At 30.8% G+C, this 26,690-nt stretch carries 29 protein-coding genes and 1 riboswitch; of the genes, 28 read left to right on the top strand and 1 reads right to left on the bottom strand.

All coding sequences use genetic code 11. The annotated features are described in order from the left end of the window. Positions 1–145: 145 nt before the first annotated feature. The 5 genes from HHH54_RS08650 to HHH54_RS08630 all read left to right on the top strand — a co-directional run bounded on the left by HHH54_RS08650 (position 146) and on the right by HHH54_RS08630 (position 4,575). The gene (locus HHH54_RS08650; RefSeq protein ID WP_198618440.1) at positions 146–1,486 is read left to right on the top strand and encodes a DEAD/DEAH box helicase; all 1,341 of its coding nucleotides are present in this window, start codon (positions 146–148) and stop codon (positions 1,484–1,486) included. Positions 1,487–1,491: 5 nt separating this feature from the next. After that, positions 1,492–2,382, top strand: a complete 891-nt coding sequence (locus HHH54_RS08645; RefSeq protein WP_198618439.1) for a deoxyribonuclease IV — start codon at positions 1,492–1,494, stop codon at positions 2,380–2,382. A 168-nt stretch (positions 2,383–2,550) separates the two neighbouring features. After that, positions 2,551–3,321, top strand: a complete 771-nt coding sequence (locus HHH54_RS08640) for a metal ABC transporter ATP-binding protein (protein WP_198618438.1) — start codon at positions 2,551–2,553, stop codon at positions 3,319–3,321. Continuing rightward, positions 3,318–4,190, top strand: coding sequence for a metal ABC transporter permease (locus HHH54_RS08635; RefSeq protein ID WP_198618437.1), 873 nt, complete (start codon positions 3,318–3,320; stop codon positions 4,188–4,190). Before HHH54_RS08640 ends, HHH54_RS08635 begins: the two co-directional genes overlap by 4 nt. After that, the gene (locus HHH54_RS08630; protein ID WP_198618436.1) at positions 4,168–4,575 is read left to right on the top strand and encodes a Fur family transcriptional regulator; all 408 of its coding nucleotides are present in this window, start codon (positions 4,168–4,170) and stop codon (positions 4,573–4,575) included. The genes HHH54_RS08635 and HHH54_RS08630 overlap by 23 nt, the downstream gene beginning before the upstream one ends. An 81-nt stretch (positions 4,576–4,656) precedes the next feature. Here HHH54_RS08630 and ispG read toward each other — a convergent pair whose 3' ends face one another. Further along, complete coding sequence (gene ispG, locus HHH54_RS08625; protein WP_232796304.1) at positions 4,657–5,772, bottom strand: flavodoxin-dependent (E)-4-hydroxy-3-methylbut-2-enyl-diphosphate synthase; 1,116 nt, start codon at positions 5,770–5,772, stop codon at positions 4,657–4,659. A 276-nt stretch (positions 5,773–6,048) separates the two neighbouring features. Here ispG and HHH54_RS08620 point away from each other — a divergent pair, with 276 nt between their 5' ends. The 23 genes from HHH54_RS08620 (at position 6,049) to gcvPB (ending at position 26,409) form a co-directional block, all read left to right on the top strand. Further along, positions 6,049–6,648, top strand: coding sequence for a superoxide dismutase (locus HHH54_RS08620; protein WP_198618435.1), 600 nt, complete (start codon positions 6,049–6,051; stop codon positions 6,646–6,648). A gap of 180 nt (positions 6,649–6,828) precedes the next feature. After that, positions 6,829–8,868 (top strand): peptidoglycan D,D-transpeptidase FtsI family protein, encoded by a 2,040-nt coding sequence (locus HHH54_RS08615; protein WP_198618434.1) that lies wholly within the window; start codon positions 6,829–6,831, stop codon positions 8,866–8,868. Positions 8,869–9,064: 196 nt separating this feature from the next. After that, on the top strand, positions 9,065–10,033 hold the full coding sequence (locus HHH54_RS08610) for a PstS family phosphate ABC transporter substrate-binding protein (RefSeq protein ID WP_198618433.1): 969 nt from the start codon (positions 9,065–9,067) through the stop codon (positions 10,031–10,033). Positions 10,034–10,283: 250 nt separating this feature from the next. Next, positions 10,284–11,183, top strand: coding sequence for a phosphate ABC transporter permease subunit PstC (gene pstC / locus HHH54_RS08605; protein WP_432813804.1), 900 nt, complete (start codon positions 10,284–10,286; stop codon positions 11,181–11,183). 1 nt (position 11,184) lies between these two features. Continuing rightward, positions 11,185–12,066: a phosphate ABC transporter permease PstA gene (gene pstA / locus HHH54_RS08600; protein ID WP_198618431.1), complete on the top strand. Its 882-nt coding sequence runs from the start codon at positions 11,185–11,187 to the stop codon at positions 12,064–12,066. Between the two features lie 108 nt (positions 12,067–12,174). Then, positions 12,175–12,966 (top strand): phosphate ABC transporter ATP-binding protein PstB, encoded by a 792-nt coding sequence (gene pstB / locus HHH54_RS08595; RefSeq protein ID WP_432813803.1) that lies wholly within the window; start codon positions 12,175–12,177, stop codon positions 12,964–12,966. After that, positions 12,966–13,616, top strand: a complete 651-nt coding sequence (gene phoU / locus HHH54_RS08590) for a phosphate signaling complex protein PhoU (RefSeq protein ID WP_198618429.1) — start codon at positions 12,966–12,968, stop codon at positions 13,614–13,616. Before pstB ends, phoU begins: the two co-directional genes overlap by 1 nt. A 70-nt stretch (positions 13,617–13,686) precedes the next feature. Continuing rightward, a complete protein-coding gene (gene rpmG, locus HHH54_RS08585; RefSeq protein ID WP_198618428.1) occupies positions 13,687–13,836 on the top strand; it encodes a 50S ribosomal protein L33 in 150 nt (49 codons plus the stop codon). Between the two features lie 165 nt (positions 13,837–14,001). After that, complete coding sequence (locus HHH54_RS08580) at positions 14,002–14,553, top strand: 5-formyltetrahydrofolate cyclo-ligase (protein WP_198618427.1); 552 nt, start codon at positions 14,002–14,004, stop codon at positions 14,551–14,553. Between the two features lie 12 nt (positions 14,554–14,565). Next, positions 14,566–16,023 (top strand): rhomboid family intramembrane serine protease, encoded by a 1,458-nt coding sequence (locus HHH54_RS08575; RefSeq protein ID WP_198618426.1) that lies wholly within the window; start codon positions 14,566–14,568, stop codon positions 16,021–16,023. Continuing rightward, on the top strand, positions 16,007–16,210 hold the full coding sequence (locus HHH54_RS08570; protein WP_198618425.1) for a YqgQ family protein: 204 nt from the start codon (positions 16,007–16,009) through the stop codon (positions 16,208–16,210). The genes HHH54_RS08575 and HHH54_RS08570 overlap by 17 nt, the downstream gene beginning before the upstream one ends. After that, entirely contained in the window at positions 16,207–17,187 is a 981-nt protein-coding gene (locus HHH54_RS08565) for an ROK family glucokinase (protein WP_198618424.1), read from the top strand. The genes HHH54_RS08570 and HHH54_RS08565 overlap by 4 nt, the downstream gene beginning before the upstream one ends. A 6-nt stretch (positions 17,188–17,193) precedes the next feature. Further along, positions 17,194–17,505 carry an MTH1187 family thiamine-binding protein gene (locus HHH54_RS08560; RefSeq protein ID WP_198618423.1) on the top strand — a complete coding sequence of 104 codons (312 nt, stop codon included), beginning with the start codon at positions 17,194–17,196 and terminating at the stop codon, positions 17,503–17,505. A gap of 17 nt (positions 17,506–17,522) precedes the next feature. Beyond that, complete coding sequence (locus tag HHH54_RS08555) at positions 17,523–18,140, top strand: MBL fold metallo-hydrolase (protein ID WP_198618422.1); 618 nt, start codon at positions 17,523–17,525, stop codon at positions 18,138–18,140. Positions 18,141–18,196: 56 nt separating this feature from the next. Continuing rightward, positions 18,197–19,183 carry a competence type IV pilus ATPase ComGA gene (comGA, locus tag HHH54_RS08550; protein ID WP_198618421.1) on the top strand — a complete coding sequence of 329 codons (987 nt, stop codon included), beginning with the start codon at positions 18,197–18,199 and terminating at the stop codon, positions 19,181–19,183. Next, positions 19,152–20,219 (top strand): competence type IV pilus assembly protein ComGB, encoded by a 1,068-nt coding sequence (gene comGB / locus HHH54_RS08545; RefSeq protein ID WP_198618420.1) that lies wholly within the window; start codon positions 19,152–19,154, stop codon positions 20,217–20,219. The genes comGA and comGB overlap by 32 nt, the downstream gene beginning before the upstream one ends. An 11-nt stretch (positions 20,220–20,230) precedes the next feature. Beyond that, positions 20,231–20,554: a competence type IV pilus major pilin ComGC gene (gene comGC, locus HHH54_RS08540; protein WP_198618419.1), complete on the top strand. Its 324-nt coding sequence runs from the start codon at positions 20,231–20,233 to the stop codon at positions 20,552–20,554. Continuing rightward, positions 20,535–20,978, top strand: coding sequence for a competence type IV pilus minor pilin ComGD (gene comGD / locus HHH54_RS08535; RefSeq protein ID WP_198618418.1), 444 nt, complete (start codon positions 20,535–20,537; stop codon positions 20,976–20,978). Before comGC ends, comGD begins: the two co-directional genes overlap by 20 nt. A gap of 279 nt (positions 20,979–21,257) precedes the next feature. Further along, positions 21,258–21,656, top strand: a complete 399-nt coding sequence (locus tag HHH54_RS08530) for a competence type IV pilus minor pilin ComGF (protein ID WP_198618417.1) — start codon at positions 21,258–21,260, stop codon at positions 21,654–21,656. A 155-nt stretch (positions 21,657–21,811) separates the two neighbouring features. Then, entirely contained in the window at positions 21,812–22,342 is a 531-nt protein-coding gene (locus HHH54_RS08525) for a shikimate kinase (protein WP_198618447.1), read from the top strand. Continuing rightward, positions 22,329–22,416, top strand: a riboswitch (glycine riboswitch). (Overlaps the previous gene by 14 nt.) A gap of 77 nt (positions 22,417–22,493) precedes the next feature. Continuing rightward, on the top strand, positions 22,494–23,585 hold the full coding sequence (gene gcvT / locus HHH54_RS08520) for a glycine cleavage system aminomethyltransferase GcvT (RefSeq protein ID WP_198618416.1): 1,092 nt from the start codon (positions 22,494–22,496) through the stop codon (positions 23,583–23,585). A 12-nt stretch (positions 23,586–23,597) separates the two neighbouring features. Then, entirely contained in the window at positions 23,598–24,944 is a 1,347-nt protein-coding gene (gene gcvPA / locus HHH54_RS08515; protein WP_198618415.1) for an aminomethyl-transferring glycine dehydrogenase subunit GcvPA, read from the top strand. Next, positions 24,937–26,409: an aminomethyl-transferring glycine dehydrogenase subunit GcvPB gene (gcvPB, locus tag HHH54_RS08510; protein WP_198618414.1), complete on the top strand. Its 1,473-nt coding sequence runs from the start codon at positions 24,937–24,939 to the stop codon at positions 26,407–26,409. The genes gcvPA and gcvPB overlap by 8 nt, the downstream gene beginning before the upstream one ends. The last annotated feature ends 281 nt before the right edge of the window (positions 26,410–26,690 follow it).

Here is a 26,690-nt window from a genome sequence, read left to right as displayed (position 1 = left end):
TATTATATCAAGTAAACCCGATGTTTTAAATTAAAAGTAATTCGGTTAATAATTTATAGCTATTAATCTATCAATTCTTTTTACTAGTTTTATTCCTTCAACATTTCATTTATAATATAGGGATGAACTTAAAGGAGGATGCAGAATGACAAATCATCCATTCGATCAATTTCGATTTGATCAAGAAATTATTAAAGCTATTGATTCGTTAAATTTCAAAAAACCTACAGAAATTCAACAACGAGTTATTCCTAAAATTATGAAACAGATGAATATCATTGGTCAATCTCAAACAGGTACAGGTAAATCACATGCTTTTTTACTACCAATTTTTCAACAGTTAAATCCTGACATAAAAGAGCCCCAAGCCATTATTGTTGCACCGACTAGAGAACTAGCAACACAATTACATCAAGCAGCATTACATCTTAATCAATTTAAAAATGATGTTAAAGTGAGTTTATTCATTGGCGGTACAGATTTTGATAAAGATCAGCAAAAAACAACTCAACAACCACAACTTGTAATTGGAACACCAACAAGGATTAATGATCTGGCTAAGAAAGGTGCTTTACATGTTCATTTAGCTCATTATTTAGTTATTGATGAAGCAGATTTAATGATTGATTTAGGTTTAATTGAAGATGTAGATTATATCGCTTCGAAACTGGATGATAATGCAAACATTGCCGTATTCAGTGCTACAATTCCAAAATCATTACATCCATTTTTAAATAAATATTTAGAGCAACCTGAGTTTATTTCTATTAATAATACATCAATGAACAAAAGTAGTATTGAGTTTTATCTTATTCCAACTAAAGGAACAGATAAAGTGGACAAAACAATACAACTTATCGATATATTAAATCCCTATTTAGCTATCATATTTTGCAATAGTCGAGATAGCGCTAACGAATTAGCGGAGCATCTTCAAGATAACGGGATTCACTTCGGTATGATACACGGAGGTTTATCACCTAGAGAAAGAAAGCAACAAATGAAGCGTATTCGCAATTTAGAATTTCAATTTGTAATAGCAAGTGACTTAGCATCTCGTGGAATTGATATCGAAGGTGTGAGTCATGTCATTAATTATGACGTACCAAAAGATATTGATTTTTTCACACATAGAGTAGGACGTACTGGAAGAGGGAACTATAAAGGAATTGCGATTACACTATATACGCCTGATGAAGAGGACTTAATTCATCTGATCGAGCAAAAGGGATATCACTTTAATAATGTTGATATCAAAAATGGGGAGCTTAAACCTATTAAAGCTCATAACACAAGACGATTACGTCGAAAACAAGATGATCATATTACACAAAAAGTTAGACATAAAATTAAAAGAAATAATAAGAAGAAAGTCAAACCAGGTTATAAGAAGAAATTCAAAAAAGAACTTGAAAATTTAAAAAAACAGGAAAAAAGACAACATAGTCGACGATTAAAACGAAAAAATTCAAAAAATAAAGGATGAAGTTTATGTTAATTGGATCACATGTTTCAATGAGTGGAAAAAAGATGCTTGAAGCTTCAGCGATTGAAGCCAAAAATTATGGTGCTTCAACATTTATGATTTACACTGGCGCACCTCAAAATACAAGACGTAAACCTATTGAAGAGCTTAATATAACTGCTGGTCATGAGGCAATGGAACAATATGGGCTAAGTAATATAGTAGTACATGCGCCTTATATTATAAATATAGCAAACACTAAAAAACCAGAAGTTTTCGAACTGGGAGTTAATTTCTTACAAAATGAAATTGAACGTACAGAAGCTATTGGTGCTAAAGATATTGTATTACATCCAGGAGCTCATGTAGGTGCCGGCTCTGAAAAGGGTATTACGCGAATTATTGAAGGATTAAATGAAGTTCTGACTAATGATAATAATGTTCGTATAGCACTTGAAACAATGGCCGGTAAAGGATCAGAAGTAGGGCGTACATTTGAGGAGCTTGCTCAAATTATTGATGGTGTTCATCATAATGAAAGATTATCAATTTGTTTAGATACTTGCCATATCCACGATGCTGGATACAATGTTGTAGAAGATTTCGATGGAGTCCTTAATACATTTGATAAAATCATTGGTGTAGACCGTATTAAAGTTGTACATGTAAATGATAGTAAGAACCCATTAGGTGCGCATAAAGATAGACATGAAAATATAGGATTTGGTCATATTGGTTTCGATGCACTGAGTTATGTTGTACATCATGAACAATTTAAAGATGTACCTAAAATTTTAGAGACACCATATGTAGGAGAAGATAAGAAAAATAAAAAGCCACCTTATCTATACGAAATAGAGGCATTACGTACAAATCAATTTGATCCAGAAATGAAGAATAAAATATTGTCAAACTAGACATAACTGATTATGAGTTGAGATATTACTTTAACCAAATTCGTAAAAGATTATCTCAACTCTTTATTTATTTTCATAAAAGAAAGATGTATTCTATTTGTTGTTCGTAAACGTTACTATTTACTTTTAAAATATATACATGTATAGTATTGAAATGAGGTGAACTTAATGGTACAACCTATATTTGAATTGAAAAATATTGATTTTTTCTATGAACATAAAAAAGTATTAGAAAATATAAATATTCAGATTAAAAAAGGAGAGTTTCTAGCCATTGTAGGTCCAAATGGTGCAGGTAAATCTACCTTATTAAAATTAATGCTAGGTTTATTACCTATACAATCTGGTGAAATCTTAGTTGAAGGCCATGCATATCATAAGAAAGCAAATACTGATAAAATTAGTTATGTATCTCAAAAAGCATCAGCAGTAACAGCAGGGTTTCCCGCTACAGTTAATGAGGTTGTTTTAAGTGGTTTAACTCGAAAAAAAAGGCTATTGCGTTGGTTTAATCATTCTGACGAGGAAAAAGTTAACCAAGTTCTGAAGAGATTAAATATAAGCGAACTTAAAGATAAAAATATTGCATCATTATCTGGCGGTCAACAACAGCGGGTTTTAATAGCTAGAGCTTTAGTTTCTAATCCTTCAGTACTTATATTAGATGAACCCACTAACGGGATTGACGCAAAACACATTGAAGAATTTTATACAACTTTAGATCATCTAAAAAAAGAAGGTGTGACGATTATTTTAGTGACACATGATATTGGTGTAGTGGTGGATACGGCGACAGAAGTAGCCTGTTTAAATAAGCATTTGCATTTCCATGGTAAGACGGCTGAATTTAAATCACTTGATGAAGTTGAAATTTCAAAAATTTATGGTCACCCTATAAAATTTGTTGATCATAAGCATGATAGGGATTGTTGCTTATGATTGATGCATTATTAAATTTCGAATTTATAAGGTATTCTATGATAAGTGGTATATTAGTGGGCCTCATCGCACCGCTAATAGGTACATTTATAGTAGTACGCAGATTATCTTTAATTGCCGATGCTTTAAGCCATGTAACGCTAGGTGGAATTTCGTTTGGAATGTTTTTAATATCATCATCACCTATATTAAGTTTTATAAACCCGATTTGGACTGGCATTTTATTTTCAATAGTGGGTGCACTTTTAATAGAGAAATTAAGAACATCTTATAAAGATTATCAAGAGATTGCTATTCCAATAATTATGAGCACTGGTATTGGTTTAAGTGCGATATTTATTTCTTTAGCTGATGGATTCAATCAAGAAATCGTCGGATTGCTTTTTGGATCTATTAGTGCTGTATCATTAAGCGATCTTTTTACAATTATCATTATTACTATTATTGTTTTAGTTTTTATTATGATGTTATATAAGGAGCTTTTTATACTTTCATTTGATACAGAATATAGCCAAATTATTGGTGTACCTAAAATTATTCAATTTTTATTTATAGTAATTGTTGCACTTGTTATTTCTGCATCTATGCGCGTCATAGGTATTCTGTTAGTCAGTGCATTGATTACGTTACCTGTTGCAATTGCGATGCGTTGGACAAAGGGATTCAAACAATTTATCTTAATAAGTATTTTAATTGGTGAATTTTCAGTTATAGTAGGACTCATTACAGCTTTCTATTTAGATATTTCACCTGGAGGAGTAATTGTAGTTATATTAATAGCATTATTATGTCTGACGCTTTTCTATCAAAAAGTAATTTCCAGAAAAGTAAAGGGAGAGGTTACTCATGAAAACACAAGAAGCAATTAATATTTTAAAAGATAATGGTCATAAATATACTGATAAACGTAAACACATGATCAATATCTTTGTAAACGAAGATAAATATATCAATGCGAAATCGATACAAAAACAAATGAATGTGAATTATCCGGGTATTTCATTTGATACTATATATCGAAATTTACATTTATTTAAAACATTAGGTATTATTGAGGGAACTGAAATGGATGGCGAGATGAAGTTTAGAATCGCTTGTACAAACCATCACCATCACCATTTTATTTGTAAATCATGTGGAGATACAAAAGTTATTGAAATGTGCCCTATGCCAGAAATAAAAAAACATTTACCAAACGTTGAAATTGAGACACATAAGTTAGAAGTATACGGTATTTGCGAAAAATGTAAGTAAAAAAGAGTTAGAACAGTATTACTAAACAAGAAACAGAATGTTTAAGTTTAGTAATACATTGTTCTAACTCTCTTTATTTATTTAATGCACTTTTTCATCTTTACTTTCACTTTTAGCATTATCTTCCCATTCTTTAGCTAATTTATCAATTTCAATCTTAAGTTCGTCTACCATTGACTCTTCAGGAACTTTACGAACAGTTTTACCTTTCATAAATAAAAGTCCTTCACCTCTCGCTCCAGCAATGCCAATATCAGCCTCTCTTGCTTCACCTGGACCATTAACAGCACATCCAAGCACCGCAACCTTTAAAGGTACTTTTAACTTTTCAATATACTCTTCTACTTCATTAGCAATTGAAATTAAATCAATTTCGATACGCCCACATGTTGGACATGCTATTAAAGTAGCTGCGTTACTTGCTAAACCAAACGCTTTTAATAAAGATTTAGCGACTTTTACTTCTTCAACAGGATCTGCTGATAAAGAAATTCGACATGTATTTCCAATACCAAGAGCTAAAATAGCTCCAAGACCTGCCGATGATTTAACTGTACCATTAAATAATGTACCACTTTCTGTTATACCTAAATGAAGAGGATAGTCAAATGCTTTTGCCGCTTTAGTATAAGCTTCAATCGCTAGATTAACGTCACTTGCTTTCATTGATACTATAATATCATGGAAATCTAAATCTTCTAGAATTTTAATGTGATGAAGGGCACTTTCAACCATACCATCTGCAGTAGGATATCCGTATTTTTTAAGAATGTGTTTTTCTAAAGAACCTGCATTCACTCCAATTCGGATTGGAATACCTTTTTCTTTACATGCTTCAACTACTGCTTCGACTTTTTCGCGACGACCAATATTACCTGGATTGATACGTATCTTATCTGCTCCATTCTCAATCGCGATTAATGCTAATTTATAATTAAAATGTATATCAACAACGAGTGGTATATTTATTTGCGCTTTAATATCTTTAATCGCATGTGCATCTTCTTCATTTGGACATGCAACACGTACAATCTGACATCCTGCTTCTTCAAGACGTTTGATTTCAGCAACGGTTGCTTCAACATCATGCGTTTTTGTTGTTGTCATACTTTGAATAACAACTTCATCAGCGCCACCAATCGTTACATTACCAACTTTAACAGGGCGTGTATTTTTACGATGTGTAATTTCAGACATGACAGAGACTCCTTTTTTATGAAATTAATATTGAAAATGCACTTTTTTAAAAGTAAATCTTTCAATGACAGTATTTATTATACAATAACGCAGTCAGTTAGTACAAAATAATCTGTTTATAGATATTTGATGTTTAAGAACATTACAATACGTTAATACTATGAGTAGAAGATATCGAATTAATCATACAATCTTTTTTGTAAGCATATTAATTGTTAAATTTCTTAAAATCTTGCTACAATTAAAATGGAATTAATATTAGGAGGATGATTGTTTATGGCTTTTGAACTACCAAAATTACCTTATGCATATGATGCATTAGAACCACATATCGATAAAGAAACGATGGAAATCCATCATTCAAAACATCATAACACTTATGTTACAAAACTAAATTCAGCAGTTGAAGGTTCAGATTTAGAAAATAAATCTTTAGAAGAACTTATCGCAAATGTAGATAGTCTTCCAGAAGATAAAAAAACTGCCGTTCGTAATAATGGTGGCGGACACTTAAACCACTCATTATTCTGGACTTTATTAACACCTAATTCAGAAGAAAAAGGTGAAGTAGTAGATAAAATCAATGAAAAATGGGGCTCTTTAGATGCCTTCAAAAAAGAATTTGCTGATAAAGCAGCAGCTCGTTTTGGTTCAGGTTGGGCATGGCTTGTTGTAAATAATGGTGAATTAGAAATTGTTACAACACCTAACCAAGATAACCCAATTTCAGAAGGTAAAACACCTATCTTAGGTTTAGATGTTTGGGAACACGCTTATTACCTTAAATATCAAAACAAACGTCCTGAGTACATTTCAGCATTCTGGAATATTGTAAATTGGGAAAAAGTTGACGAATTATACAAAGAAGCTAAATAAGCTTTAATAAATGAGTAATATGACTATTTATGTCATTATATTTAAGTAAGATAGGCAAACCGGTTTTTACTCGGTTTGCCTTTATTTTTATACTAAAAAGTTTCACAAATTGTTAGCCAAACATCACATTATCATTTATTATTTAATACAGAGAAACTGATCGAATAGAGGTTGAGAATAGTGTTAAAACGTTTGAAAGAAAAGACAAACGATGAGAAGATGCGTTACCATATGAATAAGCGAATCAATTTTATCTTTGCAATCATTATTTTATCGTTTGTTGTGATTGTATTAAGATTAGGGTATTTACAAATTGCTCAAGGTGCTCATTACAATCAACTTATTCGTGAAAGTGAAAATGTGACTGTTAATGAATCAGTTCCGAGAGGCCGCATACTTGATCGAAACGGAAATGTTATAGTTGATAATGCATCAAAAAAATCTATTACATATACTAGAGGAAGAAAAACGAACCAACAAGAAATATTAGAAACAGCAAAAAAACTTTCTACTATGATTCGTATGAATACTGATAAAATAACAGAACGTGATGAAAAAGATTTTTGGATTATAAAAAATCCAGATAAAGTAAAGAAATTAATGAAAAATGAACAAAAATTATATGAAAACGGTGATATTTCTCAAGAAGAATATGATGAATCATTGCTGCATAAAATTACTAAAAATGATTTAAAAGATTTAACTGAAACTGATATGCAAATACTCGCAATATATCGCGAGATGGCTCAAGGGTCAACTTTAAGTCCCCGTACTATAAAAAATGAAGATATCAGTAATGAAGAATATGCTGCTGTATCACAAAACCTTTCAAATCTCCCTGGAATAAATACAAGCATGGATTGGGATCGAAAATATCCATATGGAAATACATTACGAGGCATTCTTGGTGCAGTTTCTACACCAGAAGAGGGGTTACCTAAAGAGCTTACTGAGATGTATTTATCTAAGGGATACTCTCGAAATGATCGCGTCGGTAAAAGTTATTTAGAGCTTCAATATGAGAATATTTTAAGAGGAAAGAAAAAGGAAATGCGCTACATTACAGATAAATCAGGTGCGATCATTGAGTCAGAAGTTGTTAATCCAGGTTCACGTGGAGATGATTTAGTTTTAACAATTGATATTAATCTCCAACAAAAGGCTGAAGAATATTTAGAGCGTCAAATTTCGAAGCTACGTTCAGAAGGGGCTACTGATATGGATTCAGCAATGATGGTAATTCAAGATCCTAATAATGGTGATATTTTAGCTATGGTAGGTAAACAAATTGATAAAGATGGAACATTAACTGATTTTGATATTGGTACCTTTACAACTCAGTATGCAGTAGGTTCATCTGTCAAAGGTGGGGTCTTACTCGCTGGTTATCAGAATAATGTGATTCATGTTGGTGAAAAAATGATTGACGAGCCACTTAATTTTAGCGGTGGTCTTTCAAAACATTCTTACTTTAACCAAGATGGAAGCGTATTGATTGATGATAAAGAAGCTTTAATGCATTCTTCAAACGTTTATATGTTTAAGACAGCTTTAAAAATTGCAGGCCTTGATTTTAGTCAGGGTATGAGTTTACCTCAGGATGTATCTGAACCAGGTCAAAAATTACGAAAAGGCTTAAACCAAGTTGGATTAGGTGTAAAAACAGGAATTGATCTACCAAATGAAGTTAGTGGACAAATTGAACCATTAACAGACAATCCTGGAAATTATTTAGACCTTGCGATAGGCCAGTATGATACGTATTCACCTTTACAACTTTCGCAATATGTATCAACTATTGCTAACGATGGATATAGAATACAACCTCATTTAGGAAAAGAAATACGTAAGGCAACCAATACAGATGCGCTAGGCCCAGTAAAACGTACAATTAAAGGTAAAGTTCTAAATCGTGTTAATAATTCACCTGAAGAAATTAATCAAGTTCAACAAGGATTTAAAATGGTATTCAATGATGTAGACGGAACTGGATATCAAAGTTTTCATAATACAGCTGTTAAATCTGCAGGTAAAACGGGAACAGCTGAAGTTTTCCAAAATGGGGAACCTCGTGTAAATGCGACATATGTAGGATATGCACCTATAGACAATCCAAAGTTATCATTTTCCATTGTATATACAAATCAACCTGTTCCAGAACCTTGGCTTAATGGTGGGGATTTAGGTAAAGATATCATTAATTATTATTTTGATTCATAACATATTACCAATAAAAGTGCGAAAAACTTCATATCGATGTTAAGACACAACGCTATTGACTTATTTATAGTCGATGGCGTTTTTTATAGTTTTTTAACATAAACTTTACACTAGCTTTATGGCTGTTTTACAAATAGAACGTATTCTAGAACTGTAATCATAAAGCGACTGATTATTATTCTAGGAGGATGTTTCAATGAAAAAATGGCAATTATTAGGTTCTACAGTTTTAGGTGCTTCTTTACTACTAGGTGCTTGTGGTGGCGCTAGTCAAGAAGGTAATAATGGTGGAGATAGCAAATCTTCATCTGAAAATACAAATGTTGAAGGTACTGTCAAAGGGAACGGGTCTTCTACGGTTGCACCAATTATTGAAAAGTTAAATGAAGATTTTTCATTAAAATATACTAAAATTACACTTGAAAATGTAACTTCAGGTACTGGTGATGGATTTAAACAGTTTATTGCTGGTAAAACAGATTTCTCTAATGCATCTCGACCCATCAAAGATGAAGAGAAACAACAACTCGAAGATAAAAATATTGATTATACAGAATTTGAAATTGCAAAAGATGGTTTAACAGTTGCAGTAAATAAAAAGAATGATTTTGTGGATCAACTTTCTTTAGATGATTTGAAAAAGATTTATACGGGTCAAGCTACAAAATGGTCAGATGTTAATTCAAAATGGCCTGACAAAGAAATTAAAGCTTTTTCACCAGACCAATCTCATGGAACTTATGACTTCTTTACAGAAGAAGTGACTGGGGACGCAGAAATCAAGGCAGAGAAAAACCAAAATACAGACGTTATTGTAAGTTCTGTTAAAGATAATGAAAATGGTATCGGTTATTTTGCTTATAACTTCTTTAAAGAAAATGAAGGAGATTTAAAAGCAGTTAAAATTGTAGGAAAAGATGGCAAAGCTGTAGAACCTGATGAAAAAACTATTCAAGATAGCTCTTATCCATTAAGTAGACCATTATTCGTATATGCTAATAACCAAAAATTAAAAGAAAATAAAGCATTTGCTGAATTTATGAAATTTACTTTAGAAGATAAAGGAAAAGCAGCTTCAGCAGTAGATTATGTCGCTTTACCAGAGAAAAAATACGATGAACAACTAAAAAAACTTCAAGAACTAACTGGTGAAAGTAAAAAATAATTGATGAATGAATAGTCACTAAATGTTGATAAAAGATGAAGACAGAAATATGACTACCAATTTCAATGTCTCATCTAAATCATCCTACCGAGGCTGAGCAGAGTTAAAGAAGACATTGAAATGTATCTTTACTCTACTCAGCTCATGCTATTTTTTAGATAGCTTAACTATTAAAGTCGTATGGTCAATATTTCAAATATACATCACAAAAGGAGTAAGTTAAATGAGTTCACAACAAAATATACGTGAAATGATACGCAAAAAAAGTGATTCGAGCTCATCGCTAAGTAATAAAATAATGCCAATAATTTTATTCTTAATCGCGATTGTGTCAATTCTTACTACTATAGGTATTGTAATCACGTTGTTAACGGAAACAATTACATTTTTCACGCGTGTTCCAATTCATAAATTCTTTCTAGAAACAGATTGGAATCCATTTTCTTCCAATCCTAAATACGGAATATGGGCACTTATTATAGGTACTTTAAAAATTACTATAATCGCAACTATATTTGCCGTGCCTGTTGGGATAGGTGCAGCAATTTACTTAAGTGAATTTGCATCAAAAAGAGCTAGAAAAATTATCAAACCGATATTAGAAATTTTAGCTGGGATTCCTACAATTGTATATGGTTTCTTTGCATTAACTTTTGTAACACCAATTTTAAGAACGATTTTTCCATCTATTGCAAGTTTTAATGCAATAAGTCCTGGTTTAGTTGTAGGTGTCATGATTATTCCAATGATTGCCAGTATGAGTGAGGATGCGATGTCTTCTGTACCCAACAAAATTAGAGAAGGAGCGCTTGGTTTAGGATCAACTAAAATAGAAATGATTTTTAAAGTCATTATTCCAGCAGCGACTTCAGGTATTATGGCATCAATTGTATTGGCTATATCTCGTGCAATAGGAGAAACAATGATTGTATCATTAGCAGCTGGCTCAACTCCTACCACAGATTTAAGTCTGACGCATTCAATTCAGACAATGACTGCGTATATTGTTCAAGTTTCTCAAGGTGATGCAACAAATGGTTCTGACTTATATTATAGTATTTACGCAGTTGGATTTACTTTATTTATATTTACTTTAATTATGAATATGATTTCGCAATGGATTACGAAACGTTACAGAGAGGAGTATTAATATGGGTTTAGTAGATCAATCAGTAGTAGAAAAAAAGCTCTCTGCACGCGCTAGTAAAAATAAAATATTTAAGGTTCTATCGTTTGCATGTACGATGATAGGTCTAATTGTTCTTGCAATATTAATCATTGACATTTTAAGAAAAGGCCTTCCAATTATGAGTTTAGATTTCTTTAGTAATTTTTCTTCATCATCTGCAAAATCAGCAGGTATAAAAGGAGCTCTAATTGGTACACTATGGTTAATGGTTACATTAATACCTATAGCATTAGTACTAGGTGTAGGAAGTGCGATTTATTTAGAAGAATATGCTAAAGATAATGCTTTAACTCGTTTTATAAGAGTAAATATTTCAAATCTTGCTTCTGTACCTTCTATTGTATATGGATTATTAGGTGCTACTATATTCGTTGCACTTATGAAATTAGGAAATTCCGTATTAGCAGCCGCTTTAACTTTAGCATTATTGATTTTGCCAGTTATTATTGTAGCGAGTCAAGAAGCATTGCGCTCTGTACCGCAATCAGTTAAAGAAGCATCATATGGACTAGGTGCAAACAAATGGCAAACAATCAAAAATGTAGTTTTACCCGCTGCAATTCCTGGGATTGTAACAGGAATAATTTTAGCAATCTCAAGAGCTATAGGTGAAACAGCACCACTTGTTGCAATTGGTATTCCAACCATACTTTTAAGAACACCTAATAGTATTTTAGATTCTTTTCAAACATTACCTTTACAGATTTACGACTGGGCACGAAAACCAGGTGTTGACTTTGAGGCACTATCATCAGGTGCAATCATTGTATTATTAATTATTCTATTAGTACTAAATGCTATAGCTATATTTATTCGAAATAAATATACAAATAATTCAAGATAAAAATGAACGGGAGTTTTGTTTATGGTAAACACTATAACAAGTCAAAATAAAGATTTAGATTTAAAGCACCAAACAAATAAAGGTGATTCAAGTTTTGTAAGCCAAAAAATGAATACTAACTCAGATCATTTAACAGATAAAGAAAGACGTATAGTATATTCAACACAAAACTTAGATTTGTGGTATGGTGAACAACATTCATTAAAAAATGTTAATCTAGATATTTTAGAAAAGAATGTTACAGCAATAATTGGACCATCAGGATCTGGGAAATCTACCTACATTAAGACACTAAATCGAATGGTTGAACTAGTTCCTGGAGTAAAAACATCAGGTAAAATATTCTATAGAGATCAAAATATTTTTGAAAAAAAATATCCTGTTGAAAAACTACGTACAAATGTAGGTATGGTCTTTCAACAACCTAATCCATTTCCTAAATCTATCTATGATAACATTACTTATGGACCAAAAATACATGGTATTAAAGATAAAAAAATATTAGATGAAATTGTTGAAAAATCATTACGAGGTGCTGCGATTTGGGACGAATTAAAAGATAGATTAAATCAAAACGCATATGGTTTATCGGGTGGTCAACAACAACGTGTTTGTATTGCACGTTGCTTAGCAATTGAGCCTGATGTAATTCTGATGGACGAGCCAACATCAGCATTAGATCCAATATCAACTTTGAGAGTTGAAGAACTTGTTCAAGATCTTAAAAAAGATTATTCTATTATAATTGTTACGCATAATATGCAACAAGCAGCGCGTGTTTCAGATAAAACAGCATTTTTCTTAAACGGTTATGTTAATGAATATGATAACACTGATAAAATATTCTCAAACCCAAGTGATAAACAAACAGAAGACTATATTTCAGGACGTTTTGGCTAATGAGTATTATTCGTAAACGGTATGAAGATCAGCTAAATGAACTGTATAAAGATATACGGCGTCTTGGTTTACGCGTTTATTTTAGTATAAACAAATCTATCCATGTGTTAACAGATAGTGAGATTACACATGCTCGTAAACTTATTAAACAAGATAGGGCTATCAATGAATTAGAACATGAAATTAATGATAAGGTAGTCATGTTAATTACACGTCAACAACCCATTGCTACAGATTTACGTCTTATGATTTCGGCTTTAAAAATAGCTAATGAGTTTGAAAGAATGGGTGATAATGCTGCGAATATAGCTAAAATAAGAACACGTGTTCAATTCACTGATCATTATATAACAATGCGTCTTGAAACTATGGGGAAATTAGCATTATTAATGCTAAAAGATTTAAATGATGCTTCTAAAAATCGAGATATCGTACTTGTAAAAGAAATAATTGAACGTGATATTGATATAGATGATTTATACAAAGACATCATAAATACGACTTACCTAATAGATAACGATCCATTTGTAGCTGGACAAGCGCATTTAGTAGCTCGATATTTAGAACGTATCGGTGATCACATTGTTAATATAGCTGAACATATGTATTATTTTTATACTGGTCACCATTATGAATCTTATGAAAAATAATCCTTTCCTAAAATGATATAAAATGATATTATAAGAAGGTCGTATTTTGAAGAAGATTAGGAGGGGTAGTATGCGTGTTAACGTTACATTAGCATGTACAGAATGTGGAGACCGCAATTATATTTCTACTAAAAATAAAAGAAATAATCCTGAGCGAGTTGAAATGAAAAAATTCTGTTCACGTGATAATAAACATACTTTGCATCGTGAAACAAAATAAAACAAATTCAATCTTGGACTAGAACTCAATATGTTCTAGTCTTTTTTTATTATTTTGGAAATTAAAATCATATTTTTTCAAATTGTGCTTATATTTTTCATTTACATATCATGACATCCTTATACATGCATTGTATAATAATACGTAAGTAAGGAGGTTCTTATTTTGGATAAAAAAGAAATTCGATCTGAAACAATAAACAAAATGAAGCGTATGAATAAATCTACAAAAAAACTGTCAGATAAATGGCTATTTGAACAATTGATTCAACATCCTAAATTTAAAGAGTCTAACTCAATCGGAATTGTTTTATCAATGCCTCACGAAGTTGAAACTGACAAAATTATAAAAAAAGCATTAGATTTGGGTAAAAAAATTTATGTTCCTAGTACTAATTATCAACATCGTACTATGAATTTTCAACAATTATTCAATCTAAATCAAGTTGATACTGATGAAAAGGGAATTCGCTTCGTAAATGAAGAAACATCTATTAATAATGAATTAGATCTTGTAATTGTTCCAGGAGTTGCTTTCGATACTAAAGGATATAGAATTGGCTATGGTGGTGGATATTTTGATCGCTACTTATCACAACACAATCCTAAAACAATAAGTTTAGTTTATGATCTTCAAGTTTATGAACATTTACCAACTGAATCTCATGATCGTCCTATATCTGAGCTCATCATTGCAGATACAAATAAAATAGATTAATGGAGGATATAGATGATAGACGAACAAAAACTTTGGAAAACAGCTTATTTGTGGATTAGATATTTAAACTATCGATGTATACACTATGAACCTGATCGTAATGAAGTATGGCTTTTCAATTCTAAAAAAGAACATGTCGCAATATTTAAATATGGTACCTTTACATCACAGGAATTGGACTTTGATAAAAACAAAATAATCGATCATGATAAACAACTCAAAGAACATTTGAATCATAGCATCCGTAAATACGATTTCTTCATTTTTACAGATAAAACGTTTAATGCGAGTTCTTTAAATATAACAAATCCTGTTCACCTATTTTTTCATCCCATTTTAACAGGTAAAGATTTAAATAACATAAATAATCATTCTTTAGTTAAATTTTTTATCACTAAAAATGATAAAAAATCTCAAGATGACTATAAAAAGAAAGTTTTAAATACAAATGTAGTAGAGCAATCAATGTATCGATTTGCACCTATCACTAATATCTTAATTATTGTTAACGTTTTAATATGGCTAATGATCACATTATTTTTACCTCATCGTAGCGATATTGAAATCATAAACTTAGGTGCGCTTTCTCATTTTAACGTAGTCCAAGGTGAATGGTATAGATTAATTACTTCAATGTTTTTACATTTGAACTTTGAGCATTTAATTTTTAATATGTTTTCGCTTTATATTTTTGGAAAACTTGTTGAGGCACATATTGGTAGTTTAAAAACATTAGCTGTTTATTTAGTTTCAGGTATATTCGGCAATTTAATTTCTTTAGCAATTTTACCACAAGGGTTTTCTGTTGGTGCAAGTGGTGCTATATTTGGATTATTAGGTGCTCTGGTAGCTTTAATGATTATCAGTAAAAAATTCACTCATAAAACTCTAATCCAACTTATTATTGCTATAATTATTATGGCTGTGATCACATTACTTGTTAGAAATGTTAATATTGTCGCACACTTATCTGGACTATTAGGTGGATTTATTATTATATATTTATCTTTTTATAAGAAGAATTCAAAAAAATATTTTTATGTATTACTAATTCTAAGTATTTTATGTCTGATAGTTAGTACTATTAAAATTTTTTTAACTCCAGATGTTAATATTTATAATGAAATTATTCAAAAAGAGATGCATAATGGAAACTTTACTAAATCTAAAAGTATGATTCAAAATACTGAAAAGCATCACTATAATGATGATGAAACTTATGTTTTATCCGGTTTAATTATCGCAACTCAAGATTCAAAAGCAGAAGCTATGGATGAATGGGAACGTGGTTTGCGTGAATTTCCTAATTCAGCCGCTCTAAATTACCAAATAGCTCTTGCAAATCGATCATTAAGTGATAACAAAAATGCAAAAAAATTTATTGATAAGGCATTAAAATCAGAACCTAATAACCACAATTATCAAAATTTAAAAAAAGAATTGGATGATACGAATGCAAACAAATCTTAAAACACTTTATGATGTTCTTCAGCTGTTAAAAAAATATGGCTTCATCATTTATTTTGACAAAGAAGAGGATAGACTTGTTATGATTGAAAATGAGATAGAAAACTTGTATCATCATCAATTGATAAATAGAGACGACTATATTCAATCAAAAAGATTAATCAATCAGAGAAGGATGGAACTTACATGACTAAAAACATAATTTTATCTGCTGATGTCGGAGGAACAACTTGTAAATTAGGTATTTTAAATGATTCATTAGAAATTTTAGAAAAATGGTCAATTGAAACTGATATATCTGATACAACTGGCCGACTACTCTTAAGACAAATATATGAAGCTTTTGTTAGTAAAATGGAAGAAAAAAATCTTTTAATGGAATCTGTTATCGGGATGGGAATAGGTATTCCAGGTCCAGTTGATTTTGAACATGGTATTATTCGCGGAGCTGTAAATTTAAATTGGCCCGATAAAGTAAATGTTATTGAAATTATGAAATCATTCGTAGATTTTCCTGTAGTTGTAGATAATGATGCAAATGTTGCAGCATTAGGTGAAAAATTTAATGGTGCAGGTAAAGATGCGGATGATGTAGTTGCTATAACGCTTGGTACTGGCCTTGGTGGTGGTATCATTTCAAATGGGAAAATAGTGCACGGTCATAATGGTTCTGGAGCTGAATTAGGTCATTTTAGAGTTGATCATGATCAAAGATTCAAATGTAACTGTGGTAAATGGGGGTGTATTGAAACAGTAGCTTCAGCAACCGGAGTTATTAATTTAGTTAATTTTTACTATCCTAAATTGACGTTTAAGTCTTCAATTCTTGAATTAATTAAAAATAATACAGTTACCGCTAAAGCTGTATTTGATGCTGCTAAAGAGGGCGATCAATTCTGTATTTTTATTACAGAGCGAGTAGCACAATATATTGCATATTTAGCAAGCATTATAAGTGTAACAACTAACCCTAAATACATTATTCTGGGTGGAGGAATGTCAGATGCTGGTGACATTCTGATTGAAAATATCAAAACTGAATATTTTCATCTTACATTTACACCAGCGCAAGAAAATACTGAAATTGTTCGTGCAGAACTAGGGAACGATGCAGGAATGGTAGGCGCAGCAGGACTCATCAAAACATATATTATAGATAAGGAGTAATTCAAAATGGCAATTGTAGATGTAGTAGTAATTCCAGTAGGTACAGAAGGGCCTAGTGTAAGTAAATATGTTGCAGAAATTCAAACAAAACTTGAAGAATTTAAAAAGGATGGAAAAATTGACTATCAACTAACTCCAATGAATACGTTAATTGAAGGTGACTTGAAAGATTTATTTGAAGTAGTACAAGCTATTCATGAACTTCCTTTTAACAAAGGATTAGATCGTGTTTGTACAAATATTCGAATTGATGATAGACGTGATAAAACTCGTAAAATGAATGATAAACTAAAATCAGTTGAAAAACATTTAAAATAATTGATAGGAGGATAAATATGAAAATTTCATCACTTATATTAGGACCAGTTAGTACTAATACTTATTTTGTTGAAAACGAAAATGAACTCATATTAATTGATCCAGCGGCAGATGCTGATGAAATTATTAAAAAAATTAAATCCTCTCAGAAAGCCTTAGTCGCTGTATTATTAACACATGCACACTTCGATCACATTGGTGCCTTAGATGAAGTGTTAAGTCAATATCCAGTAGATGTGTATATTCATGAAAATGAAGTAGATTTTCTTAAATCACCTGAGAAAAATGGCTCTGCACATTTCGAATCATTCGGACTACCGATAATTAAAAGTGATGCTACTCCTAAAATATTAGGAGAAGGTAATCACCAACTTGGTAATTTTGAATTTGAAGTGCTTCATACACCGGGACATTCTCCAGGAAGTTTAACATATGTTTTTAAGGACTTTGCTATTGTTGGAGATACTTTATTCAATAATGGAATAGGACGAACAGATTTATATAAAGGCGATTATGAAACACTAGTTGATTCTATAAAAGATAAAATCTTTTCTTTAGATGATACTTTACCTTTATATCCCGGTCATGGTCCTTCAACAACAATTTCAAATGAACTTATGAATCCATATTTATAAAAAAATTAAAGTAATGTTGTCACCTCTTACGTGTGTATATGTGAGAGGTGATTTTTATGCAATTATTATTGGACAATGTTTTGCATTATGCAATACAACAACAAGCTTCAGATGTACATTTTATTCCATCACAATCGCAAGTAGAAATTAAACTAAGAGTAAAAGATGAATTGATTCTATATGATACTTTGAATCTAGATATTTATCGAAAATTACTTACTCTTATAAAATTTCAAGCTGGCTTAGATATTTCATCACATCATAAAGCACAAAGTGGAAGATATCTATACGAATATCAATCATTATATTTTCTTCGTGTTTCAACATTACCCCTAAATCTTGGAATTGAAAGCTGCGTCGTACGAATAACTCCTCAATATTTTCAGACATCAACTAATGAACCAATTAATGAACCAATTGACGATATTAAACGTATTATGGAGAAAAAACAAGGTCTTATTTTATTTAGTGGTCCTACTGGCGCTGGGAAAAGTACATTAATGTATCAAATGGTTCTTTACGCGAAAGAACGTTTGAATTTAAATATAATTACAATTGAAGATCCTGTAGAACAAATCTTAAATGGTATAACTCAAATTTCTGTTAATGAAAGAGCCAATATAACTTATGGAACTTCATTAAAAGCCATATTGCGCTGTGACCCTGATGTTATATTAATTGGTGAAATAAGGGATGAGAAAATCGCTAAAGATGTCATTCAAGCAAGCTTAAGTGGCCATCTTGTACTCTCTACAATACATGCTTCTGATTGTAGTGGGGTGTTACTCAGATTGTTAGAAATGGGCACTACTCAGCAGGATTTAATACAAGCTGTTAACTTAGTAGTTAATCAACGACTAATTACAACAAAAAGTTATGAGCGGCAACTGGTATATGAGACAATGAGACATTCAGATATTGATTACTTTTTATCAAATAATTATCAATTACCAAACCAATTCATTACTCTTTTTGATAAATTAGCTTTACTAGAAAAAGAAGGCGTAATTGATGAAACAACTTTACGACGTTATCAAAAGTAAAAAGACGCAAAAATTAGTCAACAAAGCACATCTTATTATTATTAAAAGGCTATACCAATTATTAGACCATGGTTTTACTTTAGCAGAAGCAACAATATTTATAATTGATCAATTAAATTTAAATGATCAATCATATGTTAATCATATTAAAAGCCATTTAGAAACCGGTATGGACTGTTATACATTATTTAAAATGTTAAAATTTCCGAGAACTATACTAATGCAGATATACTTTGCTGAACGGTACGGTACTTTACCTGAGACATTAAAACGATGTCATCAATATTATGAAAAAAATAGAATCTTAAAATCAAAATTAATTAAAACAGTACAATACCCCTTAATATTACTTGCTATATTCTTAATATTAATTATTACATTAAACTTTACAGTAATGCCTCAGTTTGAATATATGTATGAATCTATGCAAGTAAAAATCTCACTTACACAAATCTTTTTGAAACAATTCATATCAAATTTTCCAATAATACTAGTTTTAACAATTTTGTTGATAGGTACTTTTATACAAATATTTAGAAAGTACTTATCTATACTAAATATTGAAAAACAAGTAAAAATCTTAGTAAAAATACCGATTTTTAATAAATATTACAAGCTCTTAATGACGTATCAAATTACTAATCAATTTATTTTATTTTTAATGAATGGTATCTCTATTAATGACATTGTCAATATTTATGTCACACAAGATGAAAGTGTATTTCTTAAATTTTTAGGTCATCATTTACAACGTGAAATTAAAAAAGGGAAAACATTTTCTAAAATCTTATCGGATTTAAATTGTTTTGAACATCATTTCATTTCTTATATTGAACAAGGAGAAAAAAGAGATAGGTTAGAAATTGAATTGAATATTTATAGTTACTTCTTAATAGAACATATCGAATCATTTATTTCAAATCACATAAAATGGATTCAACCTATAATGTTTTTTCTTATAAGCATATTGATACTATCCGTTTATCTCGTAATGATGCTACCAGTTTTCGAAATGATACAAACAATACAAAGTTAGGAGATTATTTTATGAAACGAAAATTATTTACTTATTTACGCAGAAATAAAGCTTTCACTTTAATTGAAATGTTACTTGTTTTACTAATTATCAGTGTACTACTCATATTAATCATACCAAATATAGCTAAACAATCAGAACATATCCAAAGAACAGGTTGCAATGCACAACTCAAATTAGTAGACAGCCAAATTGAAGCTTATACTTTAAAATTTAATTCTAAGCCTAATTCAATTGATGATTTAGTAAGAGAAGGATATATCAAAGAAAACCAAAAAAATTGTAAATCTGGAGAAACAATATCAATAAGAGGTGGTGAAGCTGTTACATCATAAAATGGCATTTACACTCGTTGAAATGTTGATCGTGATGAGTATTATATCATTAATGACTTTTCTAATGTTATCTCATCCACCAAAATTACTTTCTGAAAATCAAATTAAATTACAATCAAAATTATTTACAACTAAAATTGATTTGTATCAAGCTCAAGCTATTAAGCATAAATCTCCAGTTCTATTAGTATTCAGAAAGAAACAAAATGATATAAAAGTGGTTATGCATAATCCAAGAGAAACATTATTTATACCTTTAACACCTTTAAAGCTATCACCCGAATCAAATTTAGAATATTTATCTATAGATGAATACGGCAATGTAAATAACTTTGGAACATTACAATTGCAACTAAATAATAGGAAATTTAAAGTGATTTTTCATATTGAACAAGGGAGGTATAGGATCGTATATTTAAAATAAAAAAGGGATACACATATTTAGAAGCTACTTTCGCTTTGTTTATCATTTCTATATTATGCTTTTCTATAATATATATATTTAATTCATTAGAACATGAATACAACGATTTAAAATCTGATTTAGAAACACATCGAACTTTTTTCATTATTTTAGAACATAACATTCCAAGAGAAAGGATGAACATTCAAGATTTTATAATTATACCTCATGAAGAAAAAATATGCATCGAAAATTCAAAATATCACAACTCAATTTGTTTTAAGCACTAAGGGTTTTACTATGATTGAGACCGTATTTTCACTTTTTATACAATCATTAATTATTATAATAATTCCTATACTTATATTTAACTTACAAAACTATAAAACATTAATATTAGAAGATAGAACTTATGATATTGAATTAATGTCAAAAGAAGTTGCTACGAAAATCCAAAAGGCTAAAAGTGTCACTTTCAAAAACTATTCAAATGAACTGAATATACTTAATGATAATCAAACAATAACGTACAAATTAAACAATTTTAAATTAATAAAAACAGTAAATGGTAAAGGCAATATTACCGTCTTTAATCAAATGAGAAATGTTAAGTTTTTTAAGTTAAACCAAAAATACATCATAATGAAATATGAATATTACAAAGGAGACAAATGGTTTGAAGCACAATGTTTATTCTAATAAAGGATTTACACTCCCTTTATTATTCGTAATTTTTTCTAGTTATACTTTTTTTATCTCTTTTTATTTAGTAATATACACTGTGAAACTACAAGCGTTAGATGCATTGAATGACTATTATATTCATGAAATAAATTTAACATTGCAAAAAGGTGATATTAATGATTAAATCAAATTTACCTATAATATTGATTGGTTTTATGGGATCAGGAAAAACAACAATAGGTCAAGAATTTGCACAATTAAATGACTTAACATTTGTCGATTTAGACCGTTATATTGTTGAAACAATGAATTTATCTATACCTGAAATATTTGAAAGATATGGAGAAAAAGAATTTCGAAAGATTGAATTAAAATCATTAAAAGAAGTTATAAAGAAATACGATATTATTGCAACTGGTGGTGGAATTGTAGAATCAGAACGTTCACTTAATTATTTAAACTCTATCAATCATCCTATAATATGGATTGATGCGCCGTTCGACACGCTATATACTCGTATCAAAAATGATAAAAATCGACCTAATGCGTTTGGTCAAAATTATAATACTGTAAAAAACTTGTATTTTAAGCGTTATTCACGGTATAATGAAATCGCATTCATTAAGTTATCATCAAACATTCCATTTGATAGAACACTTAATGAACTAAATCAATTTATTAATGCGGACGACCAATATTAGAGAGCATGGTTTATCCATCGCCGAAGGAGCAAGTATAATACGAATCTCTCAGGCAAAAGGATAATATTGCGACGCGTTCCTGAAGGTATATCAACAGGGTTGTATTCATAAATACACTCTGTTTTTTATTAGGATTCTAGGAGGGTATACAATGGTTCAAGATTTGAAAAAAACACCACTGTACCAACATTATGTTGATGTTGGAGCTAAGATTGTTGAATTTGGTGGATGGGCAATGCCGGTTCAATTTTCTAGTATTAAAGAAGAACATAATGCTGTACGACAAAATGCTGGTTTGTTCGACGTTAGTCATATGGGAGAAATACTGATTGAAGGAGAGCAAGCAAAAGAGCTAGCCCAATATGTCTTATCAAATGATGTTAATTTATTAACTGATAAAAAAGCTCAATACACTGCATTGTGTAATGAAAACGGTGGAGTTATTGACGATTTAGTTATTTACAAACTAAATGACAATCAGTATTTACTTGTAGTTAATGCAGCTAATACTGATAAAGACTTCGAGTGGATTAATAATCATAAAAACAATTTTAACGCAGAAGTGAAAAATGTTTCTAAAGAGTATGGACAACTTGCCATTCAAGGTCCTAATGCACGTAACATCGTTCAAGAAAATACAGATACTGATGTTAGTGAACTATCAATGTTTGAATTTTTAAAAGATGTTAATGTTTTTGGTAAAAATGTGATTTTATCTCAATCAGGTTACACAGGTGAAGACGGTTTTGAAATTTACTGTAACATTGATGATGTGGTTGATATTTGGAATGCAATATTAAAATATGATGTTACACCATGTGGTCTTGGTGCACGTGATACACTACGCTTGGAAGCAGGTTTACCACTGCACGGTCAAGATTTAACTGAAGATATTACACCTTACGAGGGCGGCATTGCATTCGCTGCAAAACCTTTAATTGAAGAAGATTTTATTGGAAAATCTGTACTTAAAGAGCAAAAAGAAAATGGTGCTCCAAGACGTTCAATTGGTTTGAAAATCGTTGAAAAAGGGATACCAAGAACGGACTATGCTATCTTAGATTTAGATGGTAATGAAATTGGTAAAGTAACTTCTGGTACACAATCACCATTATCTGGTGAATCTATTGGTTTAGGTATTATCCAACGTGACAAATTTGAGATGGGTAAAGAAGTATTAATTCAAATCAGAAAGCGTCAAGTCAAAGCACAAATCGTCAAAAAAAATCAAATCAAAAAATAAGGGGTGTAGACATTGAGTCATCGTTATATTCCATTAACTGAACAAGATGAAAAAGAAATGTTAGAAACGATAGGCGTTAATTCAATTAGCGATCTATATAGTGACGTTCCTGAAAATATTCTATTAAATAGAGATTTAAATATTGCTGCAGCTGAACCAGAAACACAATTATTAAAACGTTTAAATAAAGTTGCAAATAAAAACATTACTAAAGAAACACATACAAGTTTCTTAGGTGCTGGTGTTTACGATCATTATGCACCTGCTGTTGTTGATTCATTAATTTCAAGATCTGAGTTCTATACAGCTTATACACCTTACCAACCTGAAATTTCACAAGGTGAGTTACAAGCGATTTTTGAATTCCAAACAATGATTTGTGAATTAACTTCAATGGATGTTGCAAACTCATCAATGTACGATGGACCAACAAGTTTTGCTGAAGCATGTCTATTAGCTTGGGGAAAAACGAAAAAGAATAAAATTGTAGTTTCTAAAGGTATACATTATCAAGCGCTACAAGTATTACACACATATGAAAAAATTCATGATGATTATGAAGTAGTTGAAGTTGAATTAGATGGTACAATAACTGATCTAGATAAACTTAAAGAAGCAATTGATGATGATACTGCTGCTGTAGCAGTTCAATACCCAAACTTCTTTGGCTCAATTGAAGATTTAGAAGCTATCCAATCATATGTTAAAGATACTAAAGCATTATTTATTGTGTATGCTAATCCGTTATCATTAGGTTTATTAACTCCTCCAGGTGAATTTGGAGCTGATATTGTTGTAGGAGATACACAAGTATTCGGTATTCCTACTCAATTTGGTGGACCTCACTGTGGTTATTTCGCTACAACTAAAAAATTAATGCGTAAAATGCCTGGTCGCTTAGTAGGACAAACTCAAGATGATGATGGAAATCGTGGTTTTGTTTTAACTTTACAAGCTAGAGAACAACATATTCGTCGTGAAACAGCAACTTCAAATATCTGTTCAAACCAAGCATTGAATGCATTAGCTTCTTCAATTGCGATGTCAGCACTAGGTAAAGAAGGTATCTATGAAATTGCGGTTCAAAACTTAGAAAACGCAAACTATGCTAAAGAACAATTTAAAGCTCAAGGTTTCGAGGTATATGATGATGTTTCATATAACGAATTTGTAGTTAAATTCAATCGTCCAATCAGTGAAATTAATAAATCACTTCTAGATGAAGAGATTATTGGTGGATTTGATTTAGGTGTCATTGGTGAAGAATTCGAAAATCATATGCTTGTAGCTGTTACTGAATTACGTACAAAAGATGAAATAGATACATTTGTTAAGAAAGCAGGTGAACTTAATGGTTAGTAAATCAAGCCCATTAATTTTTGAACGTTCTAAAGCAGGTCGATTTGCATACTCATTACCACCAAAAGAAATTGACAATAATGTAGCAGATAAAATTTTAGATAAAAAATTCCTTCGTAAAGAGAAAGCTGAATTCCCTGAGGTTTCTGAATTAGATTTAATAAGACATTATACTGAGCTTTCAAATAAAAACTTTGGTGTTGATACAGGATTTTATCCATTAGGTTCATGTACAATGAAATATAATCCAAAGATTAATGAAAAAGTTGCACGTTTGAATGGTTTCGCTGAATCACATCCTTTACAAGATGTTGATCAAGTTCAAGGCTCTTTAGAAATTATTTATAGCTTACAAGAAGAATTGAAAGAAATTACAGGTATGGATGAAATTTCACTACAACCTGCTGCTGGAGCTCATGGTGAGTGGACTTCATTAATGATTTTCAAAGCTTATCATCTTAAAAATGGCGATACGCAACGTAATGAGGTAATCGTTCCAGACTCTGCACACGGTACTAACCCTGCATCAGCTACTTTTTCAGGATTTAAATCTGTAACTGTTAAATCTAACGAAAAAGGCGAAGTAGACATTGAACACTTAAAAGAACTAGTTAGTGAAAAAACAGCTGCAATTATGTTAACAAACCCTAACACTTTAGGTATTTTTGAAACTAATATTATGGAAATCCGTGACATTGTACATGAAGCTGGCGGGTTGCTATATTATGATGGTGCTAACTTAAATGCTATTATGGATAAAGTACGTCCTGGTGATATGGGATTTGATGCTGTACACTTAAACTTACACAAAACATTTACAGGTCCTCACGGCGGTGGTGGACCAGGTGCAGGCCCAATTGGTGTTAAAAAAGAATTACGTGAATTTTTACCTAAGCCATTAGTTGTAAAAAATGGAGATCGCTTCGAATACGATAATGACATTGAATATTCAATTGGACGTGTAAAACCATACTATGGTAACTTTGGTATTTATTTACGTGCATACACTTATATTCGCAGTATGGGTTATCAAGGACTTAAAGAAGTATCTGAAGCAGCAGTTCTTAATGCTAACTACATTAAAGCACGCTTAAAAGATACATTTGATATTCCATTTGACCAATTCTGTAAACATGAGTTTGTTCTAAGTGGTAAGAGACAGAAAAAACTTGGTGTACGTACATTAGATATGGCTAAACGTTTATTAGACTTTGGTGTACATCCACCAACAGTTTACTTCCCATTAATTGTTGATGAAGCAATGATGATTGAACCGACAGAAACTGAATCAAAAGAAACATTAGATCATTTTATTGATGCTTTATTACAAATTGCTAAAGAGGCAGAGGAAGATCCAGATAAAGTATTAGAAGCACCTCATACAACAATTATTGATAGATTAGATGAAACGACTGCAGCTCGTAAACCAATCTTAAAATTTGAAGAACTTAAAGCTGAAAAATAATAAACTCATTTTTTGCTAAGTGATTTAAATTTACAATATAAATAATCCCCTTCATCCTTTCTCAATTATTGAGTAGGTGAAGGGGATTAAACTTTTCAGGTTCTATAATAAATCGGACTGGTGGCATTTAAATTATAAATGTTGCTTGTTCGATTTTTTACTTTTTAGATGCAAAAAGACGCAATGACCTCTATTATTAAAAGTGCCCAAACCATAATAAAGGAGATCATGCGTCCATGAATTATTTTATATCAAAAACACTTAATATTAAAGACGAAAAC

It is taken from the genome of Staphylococcus canis (genome assembly GCF_016238445.1).
Taxonomy (GTDB): Bacteria; Bacillota; Bacilli; order Staphylococcales; family Staphylococcaceae; genus Staphylococcus; species Staphylococcus canis.
This window is presented reverse-complemented; position numbering and strand designations above follow the sequence as displayed.